This is a genomic window from Streptomyces sp. sk2.1 (genome assembly GCF_008120935.1).
Lineage (GTDB): Bacteria > Actinomycetota > Actinomycetes > Streptomycetales > Streptomycetaceae > Streptomyces.
Window position 1 is genome coordinate 93,395 of the sequence record NZ_RDBO01000086.1, and the last position, 25,870, is coordinate 119,264.

Genomic DNA, 25,870 nt, shown 5'->3' on the forward strand with positions numbered 1-25,870 from the left:
CGCCCTCCCTGTGCCTTCCTGCCCTGTCCCGGGGTGGGCGCGGCGTCGGGGCCGCACGGTCGCCGGGCGTCCCGTCACCCTATGCGCGAGGCGGGGCGACGGGACGCCGTCGGGGCGGGAAGGAGGGTCCTCAGACCAGTCGGCCGTCGCGGGCGACCACCCGTCCGCCGTGCACCACCATGTCGCGGGCGGGCATGTCCACCACGACCTGCGGCAGGCACTCGGCGCGCAGCAGGACGAAGTCGGCCGGCGAGCCCGGGGAGAGGTCGGCGCGGGGCAGCCGCATGACGTCGGATCCGCCGTGCGCACCGGCCTCGTAACAGGCGTTCAGTTCCTTGTCGAGGCGCACGTCCGTGACCCAGCCGAGCAGGTGGGTCCGGTGGAACATGTCCGCGTTGCCGAAGGGGCTCCAGGAGTCGCGGACCCCGTCGGAGCCGAGTCCGACCCGTACGCCGTGCTCGCGCAGCCTCTCGATCGGCAGGACCAGCGACGCGCTCGGCGCCACGGTGGTCAGGGCGATGTCCAGCTCGCTCAGGTCCGCGGCCGTCCTGGCCAGTTCGGCGGCGGAGAGGCCGGGCAGGCAGAAGACGTGGCTGACGGTCACCTTGCCCTTCAGCGACAGCGCCCGGGTGCGGTCGATGATGGCGCGCAGCACCGTCAGGCCCGTCTCGCCCCGGTCGTGGAGGTGGATGTCGACGCCGACGCCGTACTGGTCCGCGAGGCCGAAGAGCAGGTCCAGCTGCTCGTCCATGGCGTGGTCGAAGCTGATCGGGTCGAGTCCGCCGACCATGTCGACGAGTCCGCCTCGGGCGGCCTCCTTCAGCAGTTCCGCGGTGCCGGGGGTGCGGATGACGCCGTGTTGCGGGAAGGCCACGATCTGGACGTCGAGCGCGTGCTTGAGCCGTTCGCGCGCCTGCCCCACGCCTTCCACGGAGGCCAGGCCGTAGGCGGGGGCGATGTCGGCGTGCGCCCGCATGGCGCGCGTGCCGCGGGTCACGGCGTGCGACATCAGCGCGTACGCCCGCTCGGCCACCGGGCGGCGCTGGCTGCGGAACAACTCCGCGTCCTGCTGGGCGAGTTCCTCGATGGTGTCGGCCGGCTTGCGCGACACCCACGCACCGCCCCACGTCGTCTTGTCGGGGTGGATGTGCGCGTCGACCAGGGACGGCAGGGCGATGCGGCCGCCGCCGTCGATCACCTTGGCGCCCCTGGGGGCCCGGTCACTCGTGATGCGGCCGTCGACGACCGTGAGGTCCACCGGCTTCGCCGCGCCCAGGGGCCGTACGTCGCGGAAGACCACCGCGTCGCGGTGCGCGCCGCGGGAGTCGGCCGCGGCCGGCGACACGCCCGCGGACATGGCGACACCGGCACCGGCCAGGGAGGCGGCACCGGCGAGGACACCGCGTCGGGACATCGGGGAGGGAGGGGGCGTCATGAGGGCCGGGGCCGTCGACCGCGGTACGGCGGCGGGCCCGGCCGCGGCCGGGCCATCGGCACGAGGGGAACCCGGGGCGCGGATTCCCCTCGCATCGACGAACTCGGCCACATGGAACTCGACCGCCACGGCGCCGGGTTCCTCTTCCAGGTCCTGACCGAACGCGAGGAGAAGAACAGCGTCGCCATCGCCTCGAACGAGTCGTTCGGCAAAGCGCACGTGTTCCGGCGAACCTGTGCCAGGCAGCGCCGAAACTTCACGGGTTTCGGCAGGAACGCGGATGCTGCATGATCGAACGATGCTGGTCGAACTGGTGAAGGTCGCAAAGTTTCCCTGGAGTCCCTGGCTGGCCCAGGTCCGGACGCCGTTCGGCGGGACAGCGGTCCGCTGGTGCGGTGACCAGGCCGCGAAGCCGGGCAAGTACCACGTTGAGTGGACGGTCGATGAGGACATCGCCTGGGGTCGGAACGCGAAACCGGCTGTCGGCGTCGGACCGGGAGTCCGGCCTGGCGGGCACTGCGTTGTCCTGCGCGGACGGCTGGACCTCACCGTGGACGGCGCCGCCGTGCTGGACTTCGATGGCTCGCAGATTCTGCTGGACCTTGCTGATCCGCTGCCCGAAGGTGTTGCCGGCACGTGGGTCGAGCTCTTCATGGAGCGCGAGAAAATCGCTCTCCACCCGTACGAACTCTGATCAGAGATCAGTCGTTGGCCGCCGCCCACTCCGCCAAGCGGGTCTCATCAATGCGGTCGGACAGATAGATCATGGTGGCCTCGGGGTCCATGCCGAAGGCGGCGGGCAGCGGGACGCAGCGCGGGGACGGCAGCGGGTGGTGACCAGACCTCCAGCAACGCACCCGCGTGAACGGCTTGGCAGTGGGTTGGGGGCGTCGGCGGGCAGGCCCGACGRCGCGAAGCGGGGCAGGGCGGTCGGCCGACGCGCAGCAGCGGCCGCCGCGGCAAGGGTGAACTGTGTACCCGGACACCGGCGTTACACCCCGGCCCGGGCAGAACAACCGGGCACGACGACAAGCCGGGCCACGGACGACAACAGGGACAGGAGCGGGGCGGGCGGAGAACGTCGTCGACGACGCGGCACGACGAGGCAGCGGGCCGGCACGCGACGGGAGGTACCACCGCGGGCCGGGCCAGGCAGCGGGCTGCGGGCGAGGGTGGGCGGACATCGACGGACAGGCCGAGCGACGACACAGGGCAGAACGGGCAGGCGGCGGCACGCGGCGGGCGGGGCGAACGAGAAAGGTCGTCGACGACACGGTGAGGCCGCGGGACCGGGCGGGCGACGGTGGCATGCGGCGAGGCAGGAGGCGCAGCGCGGGCCGGGCCATCGGCACCCGCCGCAGCGGCGCGGTGGCATGACGGCGGCCGGGCCCGGGTTCGTCCGGGCCCGGGGAACCCACGGTGTCTCTGATGCCATCCATGGAGAGGCAAGTCAACGCCCTGCCCTGGAGCTCCGGCGCCGTCGAAGGCCAGGTCACGCGGATCAAGCTGATCAAACGGCGGTCATACGGTCGAGCTTCCTTCGCTCTCTTGCGAACACTGGTCCTTGCTCAGCCGCCGTGACCGTCACGAGACCCACCACAGCCGCTTTGAGAAGCGTCTCATCAGAGCCGAGGGCAGCGAGCACGGCGAGGTAGTTGATGTCGACGCGGAAACGGTTCCGGACGAAAAGAGAGCCGACCTGGCCATGCGGACGCGGCACATATCCCGGACCGGGAAGCATGGCATGATCACGCGCAAGGTGGCCCGTAATCGGCCCCGGACCGAGGTCGGGCGGCCGGGCTCAAGGGCTACGGGTGGGGCAGACGCACTTACCGAGGCCGGCCTCAAGTGCTGGGCCGACAAGGCGTACCAGGGCGCCGGCGGCTCCATCCGGATGCCCTTCCGCGGCCGCCGCCTCAAACGGTGGCAGCGTCGGCACAACAGCACACACGCCAAGATCCGCTGCGTCGGCGAACAGGCCATGGCCACCCTGAAGGGCTGGCGCCCCCTACGGAAGCTCCGCTGAAGCACCAACCGCATCACCAACGTCGTGAAGGCCGTCCTCGTCCTTCACCACGCGTCAGCGTGAGGTTGGAAAAGGCTCCATGCCCACAACAACGCACCCGAAATCGTAGGAGCACTCACCGACTTCTTCCGTACCCACGGCCACCTCGCCCCGCCACCAGACCTCGCCGACCGGCGCGCGGCAGTTCGCCGCCCCCGCAGCCGATGAGAAGGGTGCAGCCAAGGACGAGCAGCGCTCCCGTCCTGGCATCCGTCGCCGTGCGGACGATCCGCCTCAGAGGGGGTCGATCTGCAGGAACTCCCGGAACTCCGCCATGCCGGCCTGATCGTTCAGCGCGGTGTTCCACCGCGCGATGTCGTCTTCCGAGACGTCGGCGTCGAGTGGTAGGAAGACCCGGACGGCGTTCGGCCACTGCTCGAAGAACCCACGGGCGACCGAGTCCGTCAGCGCCTGTGAGATCGAGTCCCACACCACCCTCCGGAATTCGCGAAGGCCCGGCACCGCGACGAGGTCGGCGCTCGGACCGATGAAGCGTTGCTCCGCCTGTTCTGCCTCGGCGCGGATCGGCTCCAGCGGATCGTCGATCCCCTCAACTCCGACGATGTCCATGTCCCACTCGCCGAGGTGCCATTTCACGTCGATGACGAACTCCGGGTCCTCGGCGATCATCTCGTCGAGATGTTGCCGCGAGTGCGCGAAGGCGACGATCGACGTGGCGCTGGCGTCGGTCGCGATGCCGACGCCGACCACGTCGTCCGCCGGCAACTGTCCTGCGACCGCCGAGACGGCCCGCTCGAGCGCCGGTCCGAGGCGATCGGACCAATCGCGTGCCCACGCGCAGAGCTCAAGATCCATGACTCCATTGTCGTCTCTCTCTGCTCGGATGTCGCCGACGCCGACGACCATGAACCCGGCGGGGTCCCAGCGCAGGCACCGRGCCGGCYCGGTGCCTGCGCCTGGCGGCGTGACACGCCCGTTGGCAGAAGGCTCCGGCAGCAGCTGCATCGGTGCAGGCTCAGCTGACGACCAGCCATCTGGACCGCGATGCCGAGCCCATCCGGCAGTGCTTGCCCGAAGGCACCGAGGCACTGGAGGAATCCGGCGGGCACTGTCACGTTGACTGACCGGGTGGGATGATCTTGTGGTCGCTCGTGTGGGCCGATGGCCCGACGGTGGAACAGATCCAGGAAGCCGTCCGGCTGCTGGCACCGGAGACGGGGGGGGGAAGGGTCGACTTCCGGCGCGCCCTGTCAAAGACGGCGGTGGCGCTCGGCGCGATCCGCGTGGCGGCGACTCCGAGTCCCCTGGCCTGCGGAATTCCTCTGCCGGTGACGCCAGACGCCATCGAGTCGTTGTGGTGGAACGTGTCGCTGCCCGCCCCGAGTACCCCGCGCGAGGACGCGCTCGTGTACGCGCTTCTCTACGAGGTACACGACGACCACCGACGTAACCATGTCACTGCCGACGAGATCTGCACGGCCATAAGACGACGGGGCATCGCACCGCTGCTCCTGCGCTCGGGGGCAGAGCTGACCCCGGCCGAGACCCTGACCGCACGCTACGCCGCCTCTCACGGATACCTCGCCTGGCGCCAACGTCTGGCGACCATGCCGGTTCCGGTGCTGCTGCGGGCGGTCCGCGACGACCTGCGGCCCCCGCCCGGCTGTCTCGCTGCGGCGCTCACCCTCGCCGTCGACTCGGGAGAGTCGGACACGACGACTGCCGAGCTCCGTACCCGCCTCGCTCACTCCGCCCAGGGCGGCGAGTGAGACAGCTCCGGCCGACGCGCCGAGCAAGTCATCCCACGTGCCGCTGCGGCGCACGCCGGTCCGAGGAAGGCACACATGACGAGGTTCCAAAGCTCCCACCCGGTCATGCCCATCTCCGGCGAGAGCCGGCTGGTCGCGGTCGGCCGCGCCCTCTTCGCCAAGCTCGCGGACGATCCGGTGGTGAGCGTCGTCGAGCTCCCCGACGGCCTCGGTGTCTGCCTTGTGCACGCCGCCCGCGGCGGCGGCAAGATCTACGTCGCGCCCGACGAGACGGCCCTCTTCGTGGGTTCGGCGGTCGACTTCGAAGCCGGCCTCAAAGCGTTCCGGGACGGCGTGCGCACGCCGCTCGAGAAGTTCGACATCGATCGAGGGGAAGCAGACGCCTGATCGCTCCCCCCCGGTCGCCAGCGCCCAGGGAAGCGGCGTCGGGACGTCGCGGAAGGGATCACAGCAGCCCCCGCGCGGAGGTTCAGGACGGACGTACGCGGCGCCTCGGATCCCCCGTCGGCAGGCAGGAAGACGACTGCGGGCCGGGCGCCCGGCGCGGCCCATGGGACACTCGCCCAGACCACCTGAGGAGGAACGCATGTCCCGGTCGTACCCCGAGTTCATCCCCGGCGCTGGAGCGAGCCTGGTGACGAGGAGCGTCCTCGCGGGCGAGAGTCGCGTCCGCTGGGTGCACCGCAAACCCTCCCGGCAGCCGGCTGACAACGGCTGGCGCGTCCTGGGCGACACCGACACGAGCGCATACCTGTCGGACACGAAGAACTGGGTGATCGCCGATTTCAACGAGCTCTGCGCCATCGAGCCAGCCCTCATCGGCATCTACGACTTCCCGATCGGTTCGGACCTCCAGATCGTGCGCGAAGGCCAGGGAATACGCATCGTCGACATCACCTCGGGCCACGAGGTCCCGCGCACCGCGTTCTACGTACCGCCGCAGCACCGCGCGGACACGAACCCGGAGCACGGCTCCTGACGACCTGTGGCGGCGGTCGGCAGCGCACGTCGGATCGAGTCGCACCCGCCGACGTCATCGGGCGCTGCAGGAGTGCCTGACGCCCGGCGAGGACGTCGATGGGGTCCCTGGCCTGGCCCCGGTCTGACCCTCGCTCGTGGGAGCCCGTCAAATCGGACATCGCCCGTTGTTCCTGGTCAGCCCGGGTGGGCAAGCCGCCCGTGAGGACGGCTTGCCCAGCAGGAGACGGCTGGGCTCAGGAGCCGAGCGCGGGCGGGTTGCTGTGGTGGCGCAGCCGAGGCCACAAGGGATGTTCGGCGAGGGCGTCGAGCAGGATCGCGGCCACCGATCGGTCGACGGTCCGGGTGCGCTTGGCCTCGTCGATCACGAAGGGCACTCCCCGGGCCCACAGCTCGCGGGCGGCCGTGTTCATCCGCCGGCTGACGACACCCTGGCTTTATCGACGTCACACGACAGCAGTTGTCGACGATCTCCGGAGGCATCCGCCGGGCCCGGATCTCGATGTCGACGAGAACGGGAGGCACCTGCCGGCACCCGGCAACGGCGGGACGGCGGCCGCCACCTGCGCCCGTAGCCAGCACCTTTGCCCCGGGCCCCGGACGAGCCGCACACGGCGTCTTGCCGGTCGGCACCGAGCTGCTGTCCGAAGCCATCGATATTCGACGCGGGCAACGCCTCCCGAACTGCCCGAGAAACGCTGCTCCTCGTCATCGACAGAGCCAGACTCCTCGGCGAACCGCTCCACGCCGTCACGATCGTCGCGGTGGCCCTGATCCTGTGCGCCGCCGTCCTCACGCAGAAGCCGTCTTCTTCAACCACCCGGCAAAGACCCGGTGAGAAGGCCACTCCCGAAACGGTCACGGCCCGTCCGCAGGAATAGGCAGCCTCGTTCGTCACCAGGCAGACCAGAGGAAGATACCCGCGACGTGGAGTCCGGCCAGGTAGATGGCGGCGGTCTTTTCGTAGCGAGTGGCGATGCCTCTCCACTGTTTGAGGCGGTTGATGCACCGCTCGACGGTGTTGCGCTGCTTGTATGCTTCGCGGTCGAAGTTCGGCGGTCTGCCGCCTGCCTGTCCGCGCCGCCGCCGGTTGGCCTGCTGGTCGGCCCGCTCCGGGATCACCGCCCGGATACCGCGTCCGCGTAGGTGGTCGCGGATCGCGCGGGAGGAATACGCCTTGTCGGCCAGGACCAGGTCCGGCCTGGTGCGGGGCCGTCCAAAAGGGCGGGGAACGCGCAGGCGGGCCATGACCTCCCTGAAGGCGGGTGCATCTGCGGCCTGGCCGGCGGTGAGAACGAACGCAAGTGGCCGACACCGGCCGTCGGCCGCGAGGTGGATCTTCGTGGTCAGCCCGCCGCGGGACCGACCGATGGTGTGATCGTCCGGCTCACCGACCGGAGCCCCTTTTTGCGGGCCCCGGCCGCATGCTGGTGAGCCCGCACGACGGTGGAGTCCACCGAGACGGCCCAGCTGACGTCTTCGTTCGCATCAGCCTGGGCCACCAGGGCGGTGAACACCCGCTCCCAGGTGCCGTCAACGGCCCACATTCGCAGGCGGTTGTAGATACCTCGCCAATTGCCGTACTTCTCCGGCAGATGCACCCACTGGGTACCGGTCTGGAACTTGAAGGCGATCGCATCGATCACCTCACGATGGTCCCGCCAGCGGCCACCCCGCTTCGGCATCCGGTCCGGGAGCAACGGCTCGATCCGCGTCCACTGCGCATCAGTCAACGGCACACCCGGACCAACGACCAGCTGATCCAAACGAAACTGCCTAGGCCGCCACCGCAGTGCTGGTCCGCGGTGTTGGCTCCGACGTTCTCCAGGGTGGTGTTGGGCAGCGGGCGGCCGGGGGCGGCGGCATGCGGCGCGGCACGAGACTGCGGCCCGGCACCGCGGCTCGGGGCGCGGGGCCGGGCGGCGCAGGGCCCCGCCGCCGCGGCCCTGCGGCAAGAACGAACTGTTTACCCGGACACAGGCGTTGCACCCGGCACGGCGAAACAGCACGGTACGGAACGGCGCGGCACGGCGGCAGGGCGGGGCCGGGCGGGCCGTCGACCACCGCGCGAACGGCCCGGCAGCGGACCAGCTGATGCTGTGGCATGGGCGCGAGGCTCCACGGGTCCTGGAGGAGCCGGTGCGGACCCGGAGCGTGGTCCTGTTGGCTGCCTGTCTCCGGGACCGGGCAGCAGAGGCGGGCCTGGAGAGGGTGCGGAGGTCGCCCAGGTGCAGCTCGGACAGGCGGCGACGATGCTGGACCGGTACCCGGTCTCCGCCCTGGAGGCGTGCCGGACCGCCCGGCCGCAGAGGGCAGCGACGTCGTCGTCGACCAGCTCCTCGCCGACTACGGCACCCCCGCTTTTGAGGCCGTCCGTCGGGCGGTGCGTCAGGCCCTGGACCACCACCGGGCCGACCGGCGGCCCGCACGTCAGGATCGCCGACCGGCGGCCCGCGCTGCGGGAGGCCGTCAGACCCGGGGCTGGAGACTGACACCCGCTGCGGTACGCGAGGTCGCCGAGGCGACAGCCGAAGCCGGTGTCGACGTGGTCCCGGCCGACGCGGAGATCTGGGTCCTGCCCGGCTGAGGACCCGTCGGCCAGGGTCTTCGCCGCGGCACCAAGCTGCCGCCCCCGCTTTGGGTGGCCGGTCAGTCAGGGAATTCGGGGATTTCCTCAGCTGTTCGGCCAGTCCCGAGGGTCCGTCGCGGGGCCATCGGCGTCGAGCGGCGGAAACCGGACAGGCTCTTGACACTCCGAGACCGGCACGGAACCGACCGCACACCCTCGCCGTTCTATGTGATGCAGCGCATACCGCACGGAAGGGATACTTGAACCGAATGGGCGACTCACTTCGGGTTGCGGCCACAGTCGGGTCCTGCATCGCCGCTTTTCTGGCCCTGGCCACAACCTTCTTCGTCTGGCGCAGATCACGCACGACCGCCCGGCTCCAGATCGTTCGCGACCTCCACGCGGAACTCATCACCGCCTCGGCAGCCCAGGACAGACACACCCTGGGGTGCCTGCACTGGCAAAACCGCGCAGTCAACCCCGATGAAGCGGAGCGGAGCAAGGTCATGCACGCGTACTTCGCGATGCTGTGGCGCTTCGAACAGCTTCACGCTGGCCGGAACGTCCTCCTCAAGGAAGTCGGCGGCAAACGGGACGTCGCGCTGAAGATGCTGGACGAACAGGTGTACACGCACGTCGCCGAGTACGTGTGCACGTTCCAGGTCATCAGGAAGAAGCTCACCGAGTCGAACAGGGACGATCCGGTATTCGACGGCGCCTACCGCGAGACCTTCAAGCAACTCTGCCTCTCTCTGGCCGACAGCTTCAACGACCAAGAAAGGAAGACACGCCTCGTGGCACACGGCAACAACACCGAGAAGTGCATCTGTGTGTGTCACGGAATGGAGGCGAAGCCGCCCCTTCCCACACAGCGCTGCCAGGGGGCGCCGGTGCCCGGGACTGCGTGATGACCCGTGGCCGCTACGGCACCCTGATGACCATCCGGCGGCTGCCCGCCCAGCCACCGGGCCTCCGGCGCAAGGGCACCTGCCCGAAGTGCTACGCCATGCAGGGCGAACAATGCCGCGACCGCCCCGGCACGCCACCGCCCAACGGGGTCCACGGCGAGCGGCTGCGTGCGAACGACGTCGCCCCCGCAGCACTCCCGCCCTACCGGGGCCGGCGGCGCGGACGCCACACACCCCGGTGACACACGCGAAAGCCCCGCCCGCGATGTCACCGGGGTGTTTCCTCCAGGAGCCGGTAGACGGTCCTTTTTGGCAGACGGATCCGTCCCTCGCACTCGTGCTACTTGTGCGAGAGGTCGCACGTGCCACGAGCACGGTCGGACGAAGGGCACGGACCCTTCGTCCGGCTTTGTGGTCTCGTCAACTCACAAGGTCCAGCGGTTTTTCCGGAGTGGGCGGTGAAGCACGGTGAGCCTCCGGCACCTCCCGAGCTCGCCTGCCAAGGAGGAGCCCTGCCTGCTCCTCGGTAGGCATCACCCAGAGCTTGAGGCCGCCTTGACAGCCCTGCGCGGAAACGGGCCACATGCCTCCCGGGCGGAGGGTGTTCCGTAGGGGCGCCCGCAGGTGCCGAGCGAAACCTTGCGGAGTTCGAAGTGCTGCTGGAAGTCGCGCCACTCCTGGGCTGTAGGCACGCGGTACGGGGCAGAGCACGGCGGTGCGACAGGAACCAGGGGTGCGAGGTCGTCGACCACGGTACGGCGGCGGGCGTGACCCCGACCGGACCATCGGCACGAGGGGAACCCAGGGCGCGGGTCCCCCTCGCATCGACGGCCCGGCGGCGCAGCCCGGTAGCCCGGCGGGGCGGGGCGCGGCCGCGGGCGCACCGTCAGGTCGACCATCGCGCGAACGGCCCGGCAGCAGGTCGGAGGCGCCAGCGGGTTGGGGGCGCCGGCGGCCGGTCCCGGACCCGACGGCGCGAAGCAGCGGGGCAGGGACGGCCGACCGCTGGCCGTCGCGCAGTGGGAGCGGCGGCAGGGCCGCCGGAGCCCGGCAACAGCGAGGCAGGGAAGGCACGATGGAACGCGCGGCGGCGCGGCGGCGACACGGGGCGGGGCCGCAGAGCAGGTGGTCGACGACGCGGAGCAGTGAGGCGGCGGCCCGGGGCAGGCGGTCGACGGTCCTGGGCCCAGCCCTCACCCTGCAACCGGCACCGCGGCCCCGAACCCGCCGCAGAGCCGGGCGGCGCGACGGGTGCCAGGCCGCCGACGCGGCAGGAACCCGGGACGCGGGGCCGGACCAACCGGCCACCGACCGCGGTACAGCACGGACCGCGGCAGCACGGAACGCGGGGCGCGGCGGAGCCGGGCGGGCCGTCGACGGCCCGGCGTCGGCCCGGAGGGCGGACGGGGAAGGAGGCCGACAGCGCGGGGCTGCGGCAAGAACGAACTGCGTACCCAGGCGCGGGCGTTACAACCCGGATGCGGACAGGCCGCCCGGGCACGGTAACAGGCAGGGCCGTGGAGTGGGTGGTCGACAGCCCGGAGCGGTGAGGCACCGGCCCGGAGGGGCAGGCGGTCGACGCCCCTGACCGAAACCCCGGCCCCGGTCCTGCGACTGGCCCCGGCACCGCCCCGGACGGGGCGGGGAAGATGGTCGACGACACGGTGAGGCCCCCCGCCCCCGGCCCGGAGCCCACACCGGCTCCCGGGCCGGCCCTCGGACCGGGAGCCGGCCCCGCCGGGGCCCCGTTGCCCCCGTCCCTTTCGGACCGGGGCAACGCACGGCTCTTCGTACAGCTGCACCGAGACCAGTTCCGCCATGTGGAGGGACTGGGCTGGTTCGTCTGGGACGGCTACCGCTGGAAGCGCGGCGGAGGGGAGAAAGCAGCGCTGTGGGCCGCGGGCGAGATGGCCGAGGACATGCCCGACACCGACGCGCGCGGCGTGTTCAGCAACCGCGAGATCGCCCAGCACAAGCGCCGCACCCTGTCCACCACCGGCATGAAGGCCCTCCTCACCCAGGCCAAGGCATCGCCGGACCTCTCCGTGGACCCGGACTGCCTGGACGGGGACCCCTACGCCCTGTGCACCCCCGCGGGCGTGGTCGACCTGAACAACGGCCATCTGCGCAAGGCCGACCCGACCCTGGACCTCCACTCCCGGGCCACCAGCGTCGCCCCGCAGCGCATGGAGACCCCTCGCTGGCACCGCTTCCTCGCCGACACCTTCGGCGATGACGCCGAAGGCCGGGAGATGATCGACTTCCTGCACCTGCTGCTCGGCCACTCCATCACCGGCGATGTGGGCGCGCAGGTGCTGCCCTTCCTCCACGGCGAGGGCAAGAACGGCAAGTCCGTCCTGCTCGACATCATGATCCAGATCCTCGGCGACTACGCGGACGCCGCCCCGCCGGGCTTCCTCATGGACCGCGGCGCCTTCTCCGAACACTCCACGGAGCTGACCGAACTGCACGGACGCCGCCTGATCGTGTGCAGCGAACTGAAGCCGAACGACAAGTTCGACGAGGCCCGCGTCCGCCTCCTGACCGGCGGCGACAAGATCAAGGCGCGCCGCATGCGGCAGGACTACTTCTCCTTCACACCCACCCACCACCTGTGGCTGCTGGGCAACCACCGACCCGAGGTCTCCACGGGCGGCTTCGCCTTCTGGCGTCGCATCCGCCTGCTGCCCTTCACCAGGACGGTGCCCGCCGAACGCAGGATCGACAACCTCGCCTTCGAGCTGGTCCGGGACGAGGGGCCGGGCATCCTCCAGTGGCTGATCGAGGGGGCGCAGCGGTACCTCGCCACCCGGGACCCCCTCGAAGGCCCCGACCGGGTGCGCATCGCCACGACCGCCTACGCCACCACCGAGGACCACATCGGGCGCTTCCTCGCGGAGTGCTGCACGCGCGACGGCGACCACGCCCGCGACCTGCGGGTGGAGCAGGGACTGCTGTACACCGAGTACAGCTCCTGGTGCCACGCGGGCGAGGGGATCAGGCCCGCGACGCCCCGGGCCTTCGCCAACCGGGTCCGCCAGGAGGTCGGTGTGGCCTCGCCGGCCGACATGATCAAGTCCAACGGGCGGAAGTACTACCCGGGCATCGCGCTGCTGGAGCACGCGTGACGCCCCGCCGGGACCGCCACCGTCCTCACCACGCGGCCTACACCGTTCCGGGTAAGCGTTCTACGATGAACGCCAGGCCCCGTACACGGCGGCTCCCACAGGACGGTCCGCCACTGCCCGAGGCGCGGGCCGGAGCACCACGCACACGATGCCGGGCCGCATCCCCCACCCCAGGGGGCACCCGGACGAAGGAGGGGCTGCAGCCATGAGCTCGCTGTTGACCGAGAGCGACCTCATCCACGAGGCAGAGGTGGTGTGGCTGGAGAACCTCGACGAGCTGGACTACGTGCGTCAGGCACTGGACAAGACCAGGCGTCGCAACACCAAGCCGCCCTATGCCAGGGACGGCCGCATGGTGGGTTACGCCCTCCTCGACGACCAGGCGTCCCCGGACCCGGACAGCGGTCTGTACAAGCGCCGGGTCTTCTTCCTCCTGCCGCACGATCGCGACAGTCTCCCCGACGGGCTCTACCGCGAGGGTGCGCCGGGGGAGGCCGTGGACCCCCGCACCATCGCGCCGAAGAAGCCCGGGGCGAAGACGCCCCGCTCCCAGTGCGGCTCCGGGGCCATAGCGACGTCCGCGCCGTGACCCACCGCCCGGACCCCGGAGGCGGCGCCCACGTCCCGGCCCCCGCCCGGGGTCGTGCGGGGGCGCGGGATTCCTGAGGGCCGGGCGGCGACGCGGGAGGGCGAAGCGCCTCTGCCCGCGGCCCTGTTCACATCGCGGCCCTGCTCAGGTCGTGGCCCTGTTCACGTGGTGGACGTGGCCTTTTTCGGAGCGGTCTTTTCCGGTTCCGCTTCGGTGGGGGAGTACATCACCGAGCGCTGCTGCTTGTGACGCTGGATGCGGCCCTTGGCGACGAGGGACTCCAGGGTGTTGCGCACGACCTGGGGCGTCGGCCTCCGCTCCGGATGTTTCTCCAGCAGCTCGTCGCGCAGCTCCTTCGCGAGCCGGGGTTCGCCGTGCGCGTTCAGCAGGTCCATGAGGACGTCCCCGAGCAGTGGCTGACGCGGCTTCCCCTCGGCATCGGCCGTCGTCGCGCGATGCGGCGTTTCTCCAGTGGCCCCGTTCTGCGTCCGTGCCGGCAGGGCCCCGGTGCCGGTGGTGTCGGCGGACGGCTCGAACCGCTCCGCGAGGTTCAGGATGTTCATCAGGAGGGCCTCCTCCTGCCGCAACACCTTGATCTTCTCTGCCAGTTCCTGCTGGCGGCGGCGATTCTCCCGCAGGTCCGACGCGGCTTGTTCGATGTACCGCGACCGGAGTGTGGTGCCAGTTGGTCGGCTGGTCACAACCGTTCACTCCCTCGTCAAGAATGGTACGGCGCATGCTACTCAGGGCCGTGGCGCCGACCTTTCCTCACCCGGCGGTTGATCGGTGCGACCGTGCGACGAAACCGACTGGGGGACGGGGCGTGGGGCCCGAAGCGGGTCAGTGGGCGGCCGCGGTCTTCTTGCGGGCGCGGTAGGCGGCGGCCTTGATCTTGTTCCCGCAGGACTCCATCCCGCACCATTGCCGCCGCGTGCCCCGGGAGCGGTCGATGTAGACGCGGGTGCACTCGGGGTTGCCGCACTCCTTGAGCAGGGGGACGTCCGGCCCGCTCAGGACCTCGACCGCGAGGCGGGCCACGGCGGCCAGGGCCTCGTCCGGCGTTGCCTCCGTCCAGCGCCCCGACGAGGTGAGCTGCGGGGCGGCCGTCGGCTTGCGCGCCGCGCCGTTCAGCACCTCCAGCGCCTCGTCCGCGTACTCCTCACCGAGGCGACGGGCCGTGATCAGTTGGTAGAGGGCCTCCCGCACGGCCTTCGCACGCTCGACGTCGGCCTCCCGGCAGGGGGAGACCGCGTCGACGATGCCGGACTCCAGATACCATGCGCCCAGCCTGTCCGGCGTCACGAACATCTCGAACCGCGTCGAGCGCCGCGCCCTGAGCGTCGCGGCGAAGTCGAGGGCCGGATTTCCGCATACGAAGACATGGTCCAGGTTCACATCACCATTTTGGCAGGTGACGAATGGGCCTGCAAGGCTTCGTCACCTGCCGGGCCGGTGGTCGTTCCGTTGCCTCCCGTTTCCTTCCGTTGCACTCCCGTGCCGGATCACCGCACCACGGCGTTGTCGTCCGCCCGGCCCCGGGCCGCGGAGAGCCGGAGTTCGCGCCCCTGCCAGCGCCCGCGCAGCCAGCGGTCGTGACTGGCCAGGACGATCGCCCCGGGCCCGGGGCCCAGAGCGGCCTCCAGTTCGTCGCACAGCCGCGGGGACAGGTGGTTCGTGGGCTCGTCGAGCAGCAGCAGTTCCGGCGGGCGCGCCACCAGGAGCGCCAGCGCGAGCCGGCGGCGCTGGCCCACCGACAGCAGGCCGACCGGCTTGCCCAGGTCCGCCTCGTGCATCAGTCCCAGTGATTTCAGCGGAACCGCCTCCGCCCGTTCCGCGCCGAGCGAGAGCTCGTAGGTGTCGCGCACGGTCCGGTCGGGCCGCGCGAACACGGTGTCCTGGGTCAGCAGTCCCACGGTCACTCCCTGCCGTCGCCGTACGTCGCCCTCGGCCGCGAGCCGTCCGGCGAGCACCGACAGGAGCGTCGACTTGCCCGTGCCGTTGCCTCCCGTGACGAGGAGGCGCTCGGTGGTGAGCACGTCCAGGCGCCCGACGGACAGCCTGCCCGGCACGCTCACCCCGCGCAGGGAGACGAGGGCGCCGCCCACCGGCACCTCGGGCGTCATCGGCACCTCGGACACCACCGGTGCCTCGGACGTCCCGGACACCACCGGCACCCCGGACATCCCGGATGCCATCGGCACCCCGGACGTCCCGGGCGCCACCGATACCTCGGTGGCCGCAGATGTCCCGGATGCCGCTGGTGCTTCGGACGCTTCGGATGCCTCCGGCTCCCGTCCCTCGGCGAGTGCGGTGACGTGGAAGCGCAGCGGCTGCGGCGGCTCACCGACCTGCGTGCGCTCCAGCCCGTCCAGCCTGCGGGAGGCGTTGCGCACCCGCCGCGAGATCTGGCTCTGCACCCGGCCGCCCCGGTGGCCGTACCCCATCTTCTCGTTGTCCGTGCGCCCCCGGTCCGGGGCGACCCGGCGCGCGGTCACACCGACCGAGCGGCGCAACGCCGCCAACTCCTCCTGCTCCTCGGCGTACCGCCGCTCCCAGCGCTCCCGCTCCGCCCGCTTCTCGGACTGGTAGGCGCTGTAGTTGCCGCCGTACCGGACGGGACCGTCCACGGCCGGGTCGAGGTCGATCAGATCCGTGCAGACGGCGTCGAGGAAGGCCCGGTCGTGGGCGGCCACCACGACGACGCCGGGCAGCCCGCGCACCTGCTCCTCCAGGAACGCGGCGGCCCCGTCGTCGAGGTGGTTGGTCGGCTCGTCCAGCAGGAGTGCCGAAGGGCGGCGGACCAGCAGGGCGGCCAGTGCGAGGCGCCCGCGCTGGCCGCCGGACAGGGAACCGAGCGCCCGGTCGTGCCGGAACGCGCCGAGGCCCAGTCCGTCGAGCACGATCGCGGCACGCCGGTCGGCGTCCCAGGACTCCCGTTCCTGGGCCCGTTCGAGCCGACGGCCGTACAGGTCGAGCAGTTCGGCACAGTCGGGGGAGTCCTGCGGGACACGGGCCAGCTGTTCGGTGAGGCGGTCGAGCTCGGCCAGGTCGTCGCGGGCCTCGCGCAGGGCGTCGTCCAGCACGTCGGCGATCGTCGACGTGGCGTCGAACGGCATCTCCTGGTGCAGGAAGCCCAGGTCGGCCGGGCGTGTGATGCTTCCGGCGTCGGGTTCGTCCACTCCGGCGAGCAGCCGCAGCAGGGTCGACTTGCCGACGCCGTTCTCCCCGATCAGTCCGATGCGGTGGCCGGGGGAGGCAGTGAGGGAGACGCCGTCGAGCACTCGCCGGGTGCCGAGGGTGCGGATGACGTCGTGGGCGAGCAGGGCGGGTCGGGGCATGGTGGTTCCACCTGACGTGATGCGGTGTTCGGCCCGCGGGGTGACACACCTCGGCGCGGGCCCGGTCGACACGTCGGCGGGTCACACCTCGGGCGCCCCCGTCTCCTTCAACTCGCCGCCGGCCAGCCGGAGCCACCGGTTCACCCCGATCCGGGAGAGGAACCGCTCGTCGTGGCTGACCACCACGAACGCCCCCTGGTAGGAACCGAGCGCACCCTCCAGCTGACCGGCGCTGACCAGGTCGAGGTTGTTCGTCGGCTCGTCGAGGAGCAGCAGCTGCGGGGCCGGTTCGGCGCACAGGACGCAGGCCAGGGTGGCGCGCAGCCGCTCGCCGCCGGATAGCACGCTCACCGGGAGGTGGGCCCGGGGGCCGCGGAAGAGGAAGCGGGCGAGCAGGTTCATCCGCTCCGCCTCCGGCCTGTTCGGGGCGAACGCGGTGAAGTTCTCGGCGACGGTGCGGTCGGGGTCCAGCAGGTCGAGCCGTTGCGAGAGGTAGGCGATCCGGCCGTCGGCCCGCTTGATCTGTCCGCCGTCCAGGTCGAGGTCGCCGTTGAGCAGCCGCAGCAGAGTGGTCTTCCCGGAGCCGTTGGGGCCGGTCAGCGCGATGCGTTCGGGGCCCCGGATCGTGAGGTCCACCCCCGCTGCGGCGAACAGGGTCCGTCCGTCGTGGCGGACCTGCATCTGTTCGCCGAGGACGAGCGTGCGTCCGGCGGGCACCCCGGTGTCCGGGAGGTCCAGGGTGATGCGCTGCTCGTCGCGCAGGGCCCGCCCCGCCTCGTCCAGCCGGGCCTTGGCCTCGCCGACCCGGGAGGCGTGCATCTGCCCCGCCCGGCCCGCGGACTCCTGGGCGCCGCGCTTCATGTTCCCGGCGAAGATGCGCGGCAGCCCCGCGCTCTTGAGGTTGCGGGCGGCGTTGCTCGCCCGGCGCTCGGCGCGTTCGCGGGCCTGCTGCATCTCCCGCTTCTCCCGCCTCAGCTCCTGCTCGGCGTTGCGGACGTTCTTCTCGGCGACTTCCTGCTCGGCCCGGACCGCCTCTTCGTACTCGGTGAAGTTACCGCCGTAGAAGCGGAGTTCGCCGCGTTCGAGTTCCGCGATGCGTTCCATGCGGTCGAGCAGGGCCCGGTCGTGGCTGACCAGCAGGAGACAGCCGCCGAAGTCCTCCAGCACGTCGTAGAGCTTGTGGCGGGCGTCGAGGTCGAGGTTGTTCGTCGGCTCGTCGAGCAGCAGTACGTCGGGCCGCTTCAGCAGCTGGGCCGCCAGGCCGAGCGAGACGATCTGACCGCCGCTGAGCGTGCTCAGGCTCCGGTCGAGAGCGAGGCCGGCGAGACCGAGCCGGTCCAACTGGGCACGGGTGCGCTCCTCGATGTCCCAGTCGTCGCCGATGGTCGTGAAGTGTTCCTCGGCGACGTCCCCGGATTCCACGGCGTCCAGGGCCCGGATCACCTCGGCGATGCCCAGGACCTCGGCCACGGTGAGGTCGCCGGTCAGGGGGAGGTTCTGCGGGAGGTAGCCGAGCGTGCCGCCCACGGACACGGACCCGGTGCCGGGCCGCAGTTCACCGGCGATCAGTTTGAGCAGGGTGCTCTTCCCGGAGCCGTTGGGCGCCACCAGGCCGGTGCGGCCGCTGCCCAGGGTGAAGGACAGCTCTTCGAACACCGGGGTGTCGTCGGGCCAGGCGAAGGAGACGTTCGAGCAGATGACGGAGGCGTCGGACATGGAGAGACCTCGGGTGAAGAAACGGGCAGGCTCATGGGCCGATACCCGGAAACGGACTGAGGAGACGACGAAACGGGCCACGACGGCGGCGCTCCTGGGCACCTGCCGATGGCCTGTCGGGTCGGGGTATCACCCCGAGATGTCGTCTTCACCCACCATGTCCGGCTCTCCTTCATTGCGTATGTTGCACGCGTTGCGCACATTGCACGATCAACGCCCGTCGAGCTTAACAGCAGGGCCTCGGAGGGGCTCCTGATTTACGGGCCCGGGGATTCGGGGGCCTGCGACGGGGCCCCGTGATGGGGCCTGCGGCGGTTGCGGAACGGCATCGAGTTCGTGGTCGGTGATCGAGAAGGCCGCCGCTGTGAGTTCCCGAAGCTGTGGCACCTGAGCAGGGCGGCACGGCCGGAGGCTGGACGGGAGCCGGTTCCGTGACGCCGACGAGGCGTGGGCATCGGTGAGCACACCGGACGGCCCCGGGGTGCTGCTGTGGGCCGGATCGGACCGAACGCGGCGATCGGCTGTCCGTCCCGGGACGGACAGCCGGCTTCTTCGGGTCGGGGCTACAGGCCGAGGTCCGCGGCCCAGCAGGAGAAGGACATCCACGAGCTCTCCGGGTCGTACGTGTCCTTCGTGGACTTCTCCGGGGAAGCGGGCCTCACCTCGACCATGTCCTCGTAGGAGATGCGCTCGGGCAGCTTGCCGAACCTTTCGTGCCGGGCTGCCGCGGCCTGGTCCGTCGTCGTCGTGCCGTTGGTGTTCACAGTCAACCTCCGCTCCATGGGTGGCGGATCGTGCCGTCTGTTCCTGGGTACGAGGCTTGCACCACTTGCGTCACCTGTCAAGCCGGTGACGCAAGTGAGGGGCGGCCTCAGAGGTGGTCCACGTCGACCACGGCCCGCACGAAGTCGGCCGGCGCCTCCTGCGGAAGGTTGTGGCCGATGCCCTTCGAGGTGCGGTGGTCGTAGGCGCCCGTGAACCTGTCCCGGTACGACATGTCGCCGTCCGGCGCGGTGAAGGGGTCGTGCTCGGCGTCGAGGGTGATGGTGGGCACCTCGATGAACGGTCGCGCGGCGAGCTGCTTCTCGTAACGGTCGTAGCGGCGTTCGCCGTCGGCGAGGCCCAGCCGCCAGCGGTAGTTGTGGATCACGACGGCGGCGTAGTCGGGGTTCTCGAAGGCCCGCGCCGTGCGCTCGAAGGTCGCGTCGTCGAAGTCCCAGGTGGGGGAGACGGTGTCCCAGACGAGGCGGGTGAGGGCGTGGCGGTCGGCGGGGGTCTCCATGGCGGTGCGGCCGCGTTCGGTGGCGAAGTAGTACTGGTACCACCAGGCATGCTCGGCCTTCGCGGGCAGCGGCCGCTTCTGGGCCTCCCGGTCGGTGATGAGGTAACCGCTCACCGACACCAGTGCCTTGACGCGTTCGGGCCACAGGGCGGCGACGATGTCGGCGGTGCGGGACCCCCAGTCGAAACCGGCCAGTACGGCCTTCTCGATCTTGAGGGCGTCCATCAGGGCGAGGACGTCGAGGGCGATCGCCGACTGCTGGGCGTTGCGGAACGTCCGTGCGGACAGGAAGCGCGTCGTGCCGTGGCCGCGGAGGTGGGGAACGATCACGCGGTAGCCCTCCGCCGCCAGCAGGGGCGCGACGTCGGCGAAGCTGTGGATGTCGTAGGGCCAGCCGTGCAGGCAGATGACCACGGGGCCGTGGGCGGGGCCGACCTCGGCGTAACCGACGTCCAGCAGACCGGCCCTGACCTGTTTCGTCCGGGTGAAGGACGGGTGGATGCCGGGGGAGGGCGAAGGCGGCGTCGGCGGCGTCGCGGCGGAGGCCGCCGGAAGCCCCCGCAGGCCCGTCAGGGAAACGGCGGCCGCCCCGGTGCCCAGTCCCAGTGCCTTGCTGAAGGTACGCCTGTCGAACATGTGAAGCCCTCCATACGTTTCGGTGTGCGGAGCTACGTGTCGAGAGAGGTGTGAGGAGTGCGGGGGCATGTGTTGCGGGGTGGCAAACGTGTCATGCGCCCGATCTCCGCGCCCGGCCCTGTTCGTGATGGTGCGGTGGATCGTGTGCGGGACGACCTTCACACGCGTTTCGTCACCTGTCAAACCGGTGACGATTCTTTGTGGGGGCGCCGACACGGTGAACGCGCTCTGGTTGAATGAAAGTTGTCGGGCCGGGACACCGAGGGGGATCGCGGATCTTCGATGGGGACGACGGCGGCTTCGGGAGCGGGCACCGGTCCGGGTGTTCCGGATGAGGTGCGGGTGTGGGTGCTGCGGGTTCCGACGGCGGCGGCCGGGCCGTCCTCCGCGATCGACGCGTCGGTGCTGGACGAGGAGGAGCGGCGGCGCATGGCCGCTTTCGTCCGGGACGAGGACCGCGTGCGCTACGGCTTCGCCCGTACGGCGCTCCGTACGATCCTGTCCGCGCGGACCGGTGAGGCCCCCGACGCCCTCCGGTTCGCCCGTGACCCCTGCCCCTGCTGCGACGAGCCGCACGGGCGTCCCGTGCTCACCTCCGCGGCGGCGGAGTTCTCACTGTCCTACGGCAGCTCCCTGGTCCTGATCGGCGTCGCGTCGGTGCCGGTGGGCGTGGACGTGGAGCCCGTGCCCGACCCCGGGGCGGCGGAGCGGCTCGCGAGGATGCTGCATCCGGCGGAGTCCGCGGAGGTCCTGGCCGTGCCCCCGCAGGAGCGCCCGGCGGCCTTCGCCGTGCTGTGGGCCCGGAAGGAGGCGTACCTCAAGGGGCTGGGCACGGGCTTCGGCCGTGACATCGCGGCGGACGACGTCCGGGGGGACCTCCCCGGCTGGTGCGTCACCGACATCCCGGTGGGCCCCGGTCACGCCGCCGCCGTCGCGGCAGGCTCCGCGCGGGCCCGCACGGTCGTCCGTGTCCACCACGCCCTTCCGGAGCTGTGAACCCGTCTCCATCCGGTGCTTTTCGTCCGTTTCGTTCCGTGCGGGGTCTCCTTCCGGGCCGGTTCGGCTTGACCTTGACACGTTGACAAGGTCTTCACTGTGGCCGAGGAGGTGATCCCGATGATCATGCCGAAAGAGGACACGAACACGATGCGAGCGCTCCGGGGACTGGAGAACGACAGCTCGTCGACCCGGCTGCAGGCGGCGCTGGCGGTCGGCACGCACCCGGACCCGGGGTTCATCGGCAAGCTCGTCGAGCGATGCGCGATCGAGCCCGAGTTCTACGTGCGCGAGATGCTGACGTGGGCACTCACCCGTCACGCGGCGTCGATGACGGTCCCGGTGCTCCTCGACGAAGTCCGGGCGGGGGGCGCGCAGGCACGGAGCCAGGCGTTGCACACGCTGTCCAAGATCGGGGACCGGCAGGCGTGGCCGGTGATCACGCCGGCGTTGCTGGCCGATGCCGACGACGAGGTGGCCCGGAGCGCCTGGCGGGCGGCCGTCGTGCTCGTACCCGAAGGTGAGGAGCGCGAGTTGGCCGTAGTGTTGGCGACGCAGCTCGGGCGCGGCGAACGCGAGACGCAGCTGAGTCTCAGCCGGGCGCTGATCGGGCTCGGAGAGGTGATGCTGCCGGTCCTGGGTGCGGCGACCACGGACCCCGACCCCCGCGTGCGCGCGCACGCGATCGCCACGGAACGGCTGTGGCGCGACCCGGACACCGGATTCGAGTTCGCGATCGAGGAGGCGAAGCGCGTCGTGGCCCTCGGCGGGGACGGCCGGGAGGAGGAGCGGTAGGCGGTGCTGATCGGTGATGTCGCACGACGGGCCGGGGTGAGCGCCCGCATGCTCAGGCATTACGAATCGCTCGGCCTGGTGCGGCCGACGGGTCGTACCGACTCCGGCTACCGGGAGTACTCCGGCGAGGACATCCGGCGGATCTTCCACATCGAGAGCCTGCGGTCGTTGGGGCTGTCGCTGCGCGAGGTCGGGCGCGCGCTCGACGATCCCGGATTCGCCCCCGCGGAGCTGGTCGACGACCTCATCCGGCAGACGCGGGACCGCCTCGCGGCGGAGACGGAACTGCTCACGCGACTCCGCCGGATCGACGCCGCGGAACCCGCCGACTGGGAGGACGTCCTCCAGACCGTCGCCCTCCTCCAGGCGCTGGGGTCGAAGAGCGCGGGAGCGCGGCAGCGTGCGGCCCTGTCCGCGGCCGATGAGGTGCCCGTGCCGGTGGAGGCGCTGGTCGAGGCCGTGCTCGACGAGTCGGACCCGAACGTCGCCGGAGCCCTCCGTTGGGCTCTGGCGCAATCGGGCGAGGGCGGGGCGGCGCTGCTGGCGGAGGGCCTCGGCTCGGCCTCGGCCGAGGTGCGGAAGCGTGCCGTCCAGTCCCTCGCCGAACTCCCGGACGACGGGACGACCGCACTGCTGCGCGACGCGCTCGCGAACCCCGACGCCGTGGTCCGCGGGTACGCGGCTCTGGCGCTCGGGGCGCGCGGCGCAGCCGACGTGGTCCCGGTGCTCATCGACATGATCGCCGAGGAGCGGAACGACGTCGACGCGGCCGATGTGCTGAGTGCGCTGGCGAGCGACCCCGAGGTGGCGGACCGGATCGCCACCGGGCTCCTCGACCGCCTCGCCCACGAGGCCATGGGACCGTCCGCACGCCGACGGCTGACCCAGGCCCTCGCGGACATCCCGGGGGACCTGACGGCAGGCGCGCTCGTGGACCTGTCGCACGACGAGGACCGTGCCGTCGCGTTCACCGCGACGTACATCCTCAAGCTGCGCGGGACGCGATAGCGGGCCGGCGGTTTTTGCGCCTTTACCGGGGCTTGAGCGGGGTCGTTCCTGCGGTGGTGTTGCAACGGTGTTGAGGCTGTGATGGTGCTGAGGCTGAGGCTGAGGCTGATGTTGAGGTGAAGGCGAAGGCGAAGGCTGAGGCCGAGGTGAAGGCGCGGAGGGCGGGTGCGGGGGAGCGAGTACGGAAAAGGGGCAGCGGCCCGGCGTGGTGCCGGGCCGCTGCCCCGTGGATCGTTCTCCGCCGTTCTACGTCTACTCGGCGACGTAGGTGCAGCCGCTCCAGGCGAATACCTGGAGCTCCTGGTCGTCCTCGACGACGGTCTCGTCGGTCGGCTCGAAGTGCTCGTACCGGTTGCCCGAAAGTACCTTCACTTTGGAGTCCCTGTCCGCGACGTAGCGCACGCGGTCCTTCTCGTGGATGAGGAAGGTAGGGCCACCGGTGAGAATGACGTTGGGATTCTCCATGACTGCCGTCTCCTTCGGCGCAGGTGCGGATTGTTCGGAAGTCCTCGGTGCTTCGGCCTGGCAGTAGGGGGTGCTTCGCTGCGCGCAGGATCGGCGGTCGCTCTAAAGCCCGTCTAAAGAGCTCAAAGCGTTCAAAGTGTTCAGGGCGCTCAGGGCGTTTTCCGGTCGGCCGGCCCCGCTGCCGCCGAGGCGCCGACGGCCTGGCCGGTGCGGAGGTCGACTTCGGCCGGAGGGGTGGCGGCGGGCGTGACCGGAGGGGTGGCGGTGGCAGGTGTGGGCTGGGTGGTGGCGGGTGTGCGGGGCTTGGTGTGGTTGCGGATCAGGAGGCAGGCGAGCAGACCGGCCATCAGGACCGCGATGGGCAGGGCCACCGTGCTGTGCAGTGTGGCGAGGAAGGCGGCGGAGTAGCTCTGGCCGGCCGAGATCCCGGCGGAGAGCTGCCCCTGTACGAGGGCGCCGACCGCGGCGGCACCGATGACCGAACCGATCTGGCGGACGGTGTTGTTGACGCCGGAGGCGGCACCGGCGAGCCGGGGCGGCACGTTGCGCATGGCCTCGGCGGACATCGGGGCGACGATGCATCCGACGCCGAGCCCGGTGAGCAGGGTGGCGGGGACGAAGGCGTACCAGGAGGTCGCGGGGCCCGCGATCAGGGCGATGGCGAGGATGCCGGACGCGTACAGGGCCAGGCCGGTGATGAGCAGGTACTTGCCGCCGATCCGGTCGGACATGCGCCCGGCGAACGGGCCGAGGGCCATCGACACCAGGGAGGAGGGGGCCAGCACCAGGCCCGCCTTCATCGCGCTCATGTGCAGGACGGACTGGAGGTAGAGGTTGAAGGGCAGCGCCAGCCCCAGCATGGCGATCGAGACGAGTCCGACCAGCACGGTCATCACGGTGAAGTTGCGGTCCTTGAAGAGCGCGAAGGGCACGAGCGGCTCACGGTCCTGGCGGCCGCGCTGGTGCAGCAGGAACCCGACGGCCAGGGCCGCGGCCGCGGCGAGCAGCGCCCAGATGCCCGGACCCCAGTGGTAGCGCTCGCCCTCCTGGAGACCGAACGCCAGGCAGAACAGGGTGGCGGTGGCGAGGAGGACGCCCATCAGGTCGAAGCGGTGGGTACGGGCGGGGCGGATGTCGGGGACGAGCAGGAACGTGAGGACGAGCGCGGCGATCCCGATCGGCACGTTCACCAGGAAGATCCAACGCCAGCCCACGGCCGAGACCAGCATGCCCCCGAGGGTCGGTCCGGACAGGGTGGCCAGGCCCGCGACCGTGCCCCAGATGCCCAGTGCGGAGCCGCGTCGTGAAGCCGGGAAGACGGAGACGATCAAGGTCATCGTCTGCGGCACGAGGAGGGCGGCGCCCAGCCCCTGCACTCCGCGGGCGGCGATCAGGGCCGCCGCGTTCGGGGCGAATCCGCAGGCGATGCTCGCCAGGGTGAAGACGACCAGGCCCGCGGCGAACAGGTTGCGCGGGCCGCGCATGTCGCCGAGCCGGCTCGCGGTGATCAGCAGTACGGAGAGCGCCAGCGCGTAGGCGCTCACCACCCACAGGGTCTGGTCGAGCGAGGCTCCCAGGCCGTTGATCATGTCGGGGATCGCGATGTTCACGATCGTCAGGTCCAGCAGGGTCATGAAGAACCCGAGCGAGAGCGTCACCAGGACTGCCCAGGGGTTCCCGCGCCACTTGAGCACGACCGTCTCCTTCGTCCGTCGATGGCCGGTGTCCCGGCGCCTGCTCCGAAGGTAACCCATCTTCTTCGATGCATCAAGATAGATATATTGAGGGAGATGTATTGGCGAGAGATGCATCTTCAGTGGATGCATCTCTGGAAGATGCATCGAACTCGATGTAATGTGGTGGCATGGATGGAGTCGAGCTGTTCTTGCTGGGACGCACTCTCATGAAGATCGGGGAGGGCGCGATGCCCGAGCCCGAGGGCGGCGCCGCCCGTTACGGAGGCGGTGTGCGTTCGGTCCTCATCGTGGTGAGCGATCTGGCCACCCACCCCGACAGCGCGGTCGGCGAGATCGCGGCCCGTACCGGCCTTCCGCAGAGCCAGGTCTCCACCGCGGTGGCCCGGCTGAAGGAGGCCGGCGCCGTGGTCACCAACCCCGACCCCGCCGAACGCACACCGCCTCCGTAACGGGCGGCGCCGCCCTCGGGCTCGGGCATCGCGCCCTCCCCGATCTTCATGAGAGTGCGTCCCAGCAAGAACAGCTCGACTCCATC

25 protein-coding genes and 3 pseudogenes are annotated in these 25,870 nt (G+C 70.9%); 15 read left to right on the plus strand and 13 right to left on the minus strand.

All coding sequences use genetic code 11. The features are described from left to right. Window positions 1-130 precede the first annotated feature (130 nt). Complete coding sequence (locus EAO76_RS39370; RefSeq protein ID WP_262376138.1) at window positions 131-1,414, minus strand: amidohydrolase family protein; 1,284 nt, start codon at window positions 1,412-1,414, stop codon at window positions 131-133. A 114-nt stretch (window positions 1,415-1,528) separates the two neighbouring features. On the opposite strand from EAO76_RS39370, the pseudogene EAO76_RS47850 reads away from it, so the two are divergent. Beyond that, window positions 1,529-1,726, plus strand: a pseudogene (locus EAO76_RS47850) (ATP-binding protein); the annotation flags it as partial. 7 nt (window positions 1,727-1,733) lie between these two features. Beyond that, complete coding sequence (locus EAO76_RS39380; protein ID WP_148841044.1) at window positions 1,734-2,129, plus strand: hypothetical protein; 396 nt, start codon at window positions 1,734-1,736, stop codon at window positions 2,127-2,129. A 7-nt stretch (window positions 2,130-2,136) separates the two neighbouring features. Here the strand turns inward: EAO76_RS39380 and EAO76_RS45020 are convergent, their stop codons facing one another. After that, the gene (locus tag EAO76_RS45020) at window positions 2,137-2,292 is read right to left on the minus strand and encodes a hypothetical protein (protein WP_187438977.1); all 156 of its coding nucleotides are present in this window, start codon (window positions 2,290-2,292) and stop codon (window positions 2,137-2,139) included. Between the two features lie 962 nt (window positions 2,293-3,254). Here EAO76_RS45020 and EAO76_RS39390 point away from each other — a divergent pair. After that, window positions 3,255-3,524, plus strand: a pseudogene (locus tag EAO76_RS39390) (transposase family protein); the annotation flags it as partial. A 210-nt stretch (window positions 3,525-3,734) separates the two neighbouring features. Here the strand turns inward: EAO76_RS39390 and EAO76_RS39395 are convergent. Continuing rightward, window positions 3,735-4,316, minus strand: coding sequence for a DUF4303 domain-containing protein (locus EAO76_RS39395; RefSeq protein WP_187438978.1), 582 nt, complete (start codon window positions 4,314-4,316; stop codon window positions 3,735-3,737). Window positions 4,317-4,789: 473 nt separating this feature from the next. Here EAO76_RS39395 and EAO76_RS39400 point away from each other — a divergent pair, with 473 nt between their 5' ends. From EAO76_RS39400 to EAO76_RS39410, 3 genes are all read left to right on the plus strand, one after another. Next, window positions 4,790-5,230, plus strand: coding sequence for a hypothetical protein (locus EAO76_RS39400; RefSeq protein ID WP_148841046.1), 441 nt, complete (start codon window positions 4,790-4,792; stop codon window positions 5,228-5,230). A 75-nt stretch (window positions 5,231-5,305) separates the two neighbouring features. After that, window positions 5,306-5,617 carry a hypothetical protein gene (locus tag EAO76_RS39405; RefSeq protein ID WP_187438979.1) on the plus strand — a complete coding sequence of 104 codons (312 nt, stop codon included), beginning with the start codon at window positions 5,306-5,308 and terminating at the stop codon, window positions 5,615-5,617. Between the two features lie 199 nt (window positions 5,618-5,816). Continuing rightward, on the plus strand, window positions 5,817-6,209 hold the full coding sequence (locus tag EAO76_RS39410; protein ID WP_148841047.1) for a DUF2185 domain-containing protein: 393 nt from the start codon (window positions 5,817-5,819) through the stop codon (window positions 6,207-6,209). 235 nt (window positions 6,210-6,444) lie between these two features. On the opposite strand, the gene EAO76_RS45025 is transcribed toward EAO76_RS39410, so the two are convergent. Together EAO76_RS45025 and EAO76_RS39415 are read right to left on the minus strand one after the other, a co-directional pair. Next, a complete protein-coding gene (locus EAO76_RS45025; RefSeq protein ID WP_187438980.1) occupies window positions 6,445-6,621 on the minus strand; it encodes a hypothetical protein in 177 nt (58 codons plus the stop codon). A 481-nt stretch (window positions 6,622-7,102) separates the two neighbouring features. After that, window positions 7,103-7,965 (minus strand): IS5 family transposase gene (locus EAO76_RS39415; RefSeq protein WP_399463609.1). Its coding sequence is split into 2 segments (ribosomal slippage): window positions 7,103-7,608 and window positions 7,608-7,965, totalling 864 coding nucleotides; the frame shifts between segments, so codons are not numbered across the junction. 530 nt (window positions 7,966-8,495) lie between these two features. Here EAO76_RS39415 and EAO76_RS39420 point away from each other — a divergent pair. The 5 genes from EAO76_RS39420 to EAO76_RS39445 all read left to right on the plus strand — a co-directional run bounded on the left by EAO76_RS39420 (window position 8,496) and on the right by EAO76_RS39445 (window position 13,402). After that, window positions 8,496-8,795, plus strand: coding sequence for a hypothetical protein (locus EAO76_RS39420; RefSeq protein ID WP_148841048.1), 300 nt, complete (start codon window positions 8,496-8,498; stop codon window positions 8,793-8,795). Window positions 8,796-9,046: 251 nt separating this feature from the next. Beyond that, the gene (locus tag EAO76_RS39425; RefSeq protein WP_148841049.1) at window positions 9,047-9,685 is read left to right on the plus strand and encodes a hypothetical protein; all 639 of its coding nucleotides are present in this window, start codon (window positions 9,047-9,049) and stop codon (window positions 9,683-9,685) included. After that, window positions 9,685-9,927: a hypothetical protein gene (locus EAO76_RS39430; RefSeq protein WP_148841050.1), complete on the plus strand. Its 243-nt coding sequence runs from the start codon at window positions 9,685-9,687 to the stop codon at window positions 9,925-9,927. Before EAO76_RS39425 ends, EAO76_RS39430 begins: the two co-directional genes overlap by 1 nt. Window positions 9,928-11,334: 1,407 nt before the next feature. Beyond that, window positions 11,335-12,813, plus strand: coding sequence for a phage/plasmid primase, P4 family (locus tag EAO76_RS39440; RefSeq protein ID WP_399463596.1), 1,479 nt, complete (start codon window positions 11,335-11,337; stop codon window positions 12,811-12,813). A gap of 205 nt (window positions 12,814-13,018) precedes the next feature. Beyond that, on the plus strand, window positions 13,019-13,402 hold the full coding sequence (locus EAO76_RS39445; protein ID WP_148841051.1) for a DUF6009 family protein: 384 nt from the start codon (window positions 13,019-13,021) through the stop codon (window positions 13,400-13,402). A gap of 161 nt (window positions 13,403-13,563) precedes the next feature. Here the strand turns inward: EAO76_RS39445 and EAO76_RS39450 are convergent, their stop codons facing one another. From EAO76_RS39450 to EAO76_RS39480, 6 genes are all read right to left on the minus strand, one after another. Continuing rightward, a complete protein-coding gene (locus tag EAO76_RS39450) occupies window positions 13,564-14,103 on the minus strand; it encodes a BlaI/MecI/CopY family transcriptional regulator (protein WP_187438981.1) in 540 nt (179 codons plus the stop codon). Window positions 14,104-14,242: 139 nt separating this feature from the next. Next, the gene (locus EAO76_RS39455) at window positions 14,243-14,797 is read right to left on the minus strand and encodes an ABATE domain-containing protein (protein WP_148841052.1); all 555 of its coding nucleotides are present in this window, start codon (window positions 14,795-14,797) and stop codon (window positions 14,243-14,245) included. A 107-nt stretch (window positions 14,798-14,904) separates the two neighbouring features. After that, the gene (locus tag EAO76_RS46990) at window positions 14,905-16,740 is read right to left on the minus strand and encodes an ABC-F family ATP-binding cassette domain-containing protein (RefSeq protein ID WP_262376140.1); all 1,836 of its coding nucleotides are present in this window, start codon (window positions 16,738-16,740) and stop codon (window positions 14,905-14,907) included. An 81-nt stretch (window positions 16,741-16,821) separates the two neighbouring features. Further along, complete coding sequence (abc-f, locus tag EAO76_RS39470) at window positions 16,822-18,456, minus strand: ribosomal protection-like ABC-F family protein (RefSeq protein ID WP_148841053.1); 1,635 nt, start codon at window positions 18,454-18,456, stop codon at window positions 16,822-16,824. A 563-nt stretch (window positions 18,457-19,019) separates the two neighbouring features. Beyond that, window positions 19,020-19,220, minus strand: coding sequence for a hypothetical protein (locus EAO76_RS39475; protein ID WP_376043134.1), 201 nt, complete (start codon window positions 19,218-19,220; stop codon window positions 19,020-19,022). 107 nt (window positions 19,221-19,327) lie between these two features. Further along, window positions 19,328-20,374, minus strand: coding sequence for an alpha/beta fold hydrolase (locus EAO76_RS39480; RefSeq protein WP_148841055.1), 1,047 nt, complete (start codon window positions 20,372-20,374; stop codon window positions 19,328-19,330). 348 nt (window positions 20,375-20,722) lie between these two features. Here EAO76_RS39480 and EAO76_RS39485 point away from each other — a divergent pair, with 348 nt between their 5' ends. The 3 genes from EAO76_RS39485 to EAO76_RS39495 all read left to right on the plus strand — a co-directional run bounded on the left by EAO76_RS39485 (window position 20,723) and on the right by EAO76_RS39495 (window position 23,173). Then, window positions 20,723-21,370: a 4'-phosphopantetheinyl transferase superfamily protein gene (locus tag EAO76_RS39485; protein WP_262376142.1), complete on the plus strand. Its 648-nt coding sequence runs from the start codon at window positions 20,723-20,725 to the stop codon at window positions 21,368-21,370. 120 nt (window positions 21,371-21,490) lie between these two features. Next, complete coding sequence (locus EAO76_RS39490; RefSeq protein WP_148841057.1) at window positions 21,491-22,165, plus strand: HEAT repeat domain-containing protein; 675 nt, start codon at window positions 21,491-21,493, stop codon at window positions 22,163-22,165. Between the two features lie 3 nt (window positions 22,166-22,168). Then, window positions 22,169-23,173 (plus strand): HEAT repeat domain-containing protein, encoded by a 1,005-nt coding sequence (locus tag EAO76_RS39495; protein WP_148841058.1) that lies wholly within the window; start codon window positions 22,169-22,171, stop codon window positions 23,171-23,173. 252 nt (window positions 23,174-23,425) lie between these two features. On the opposite strand, the gene EAO76_RS39500 is transcribed toward EAO76_RS39495, so the two are convergent. Beyond that, complete coding sequence (locus EAO76_RS39500) at window positions 23,426-23,638, minus strand: DUF5988 family protein (RefSeq protein ID WP_148841059.1); 213 nt, start codon at window positions 23,636-23,638, stop codon at window positions 23,426-23,428. A 149-nt stretch (window positions 23,639-23,787) separates the two neighbouring features. Then, complete coding sequence (locus EAO76_RS39505; RefSeq protein ID WP_148841060.1) at window positions 23,788-25,332, minus strand: DHA2 family efflux MFS transporter permease subunit; 1,545 nt, start codon at window positions 25,330-25,332, stop codon at window positions 23,788-23,790. Between the two features lie 170 nt (window positions 25,333-25,502). On the opposite strand from EAO76_RS39505, the pseudogene EAO76_RS39510 reads away from it, so the two are divergent. Further along, window positions 25,503-25,769: pseudogene (locus tag EAO76_RS39510) on the plus strand (MarR family transcriptional regulator); the annotation flags it as partial. Between the last annotated feature and the right edge of the window lie 101 nt (window positions 25,770-25,870).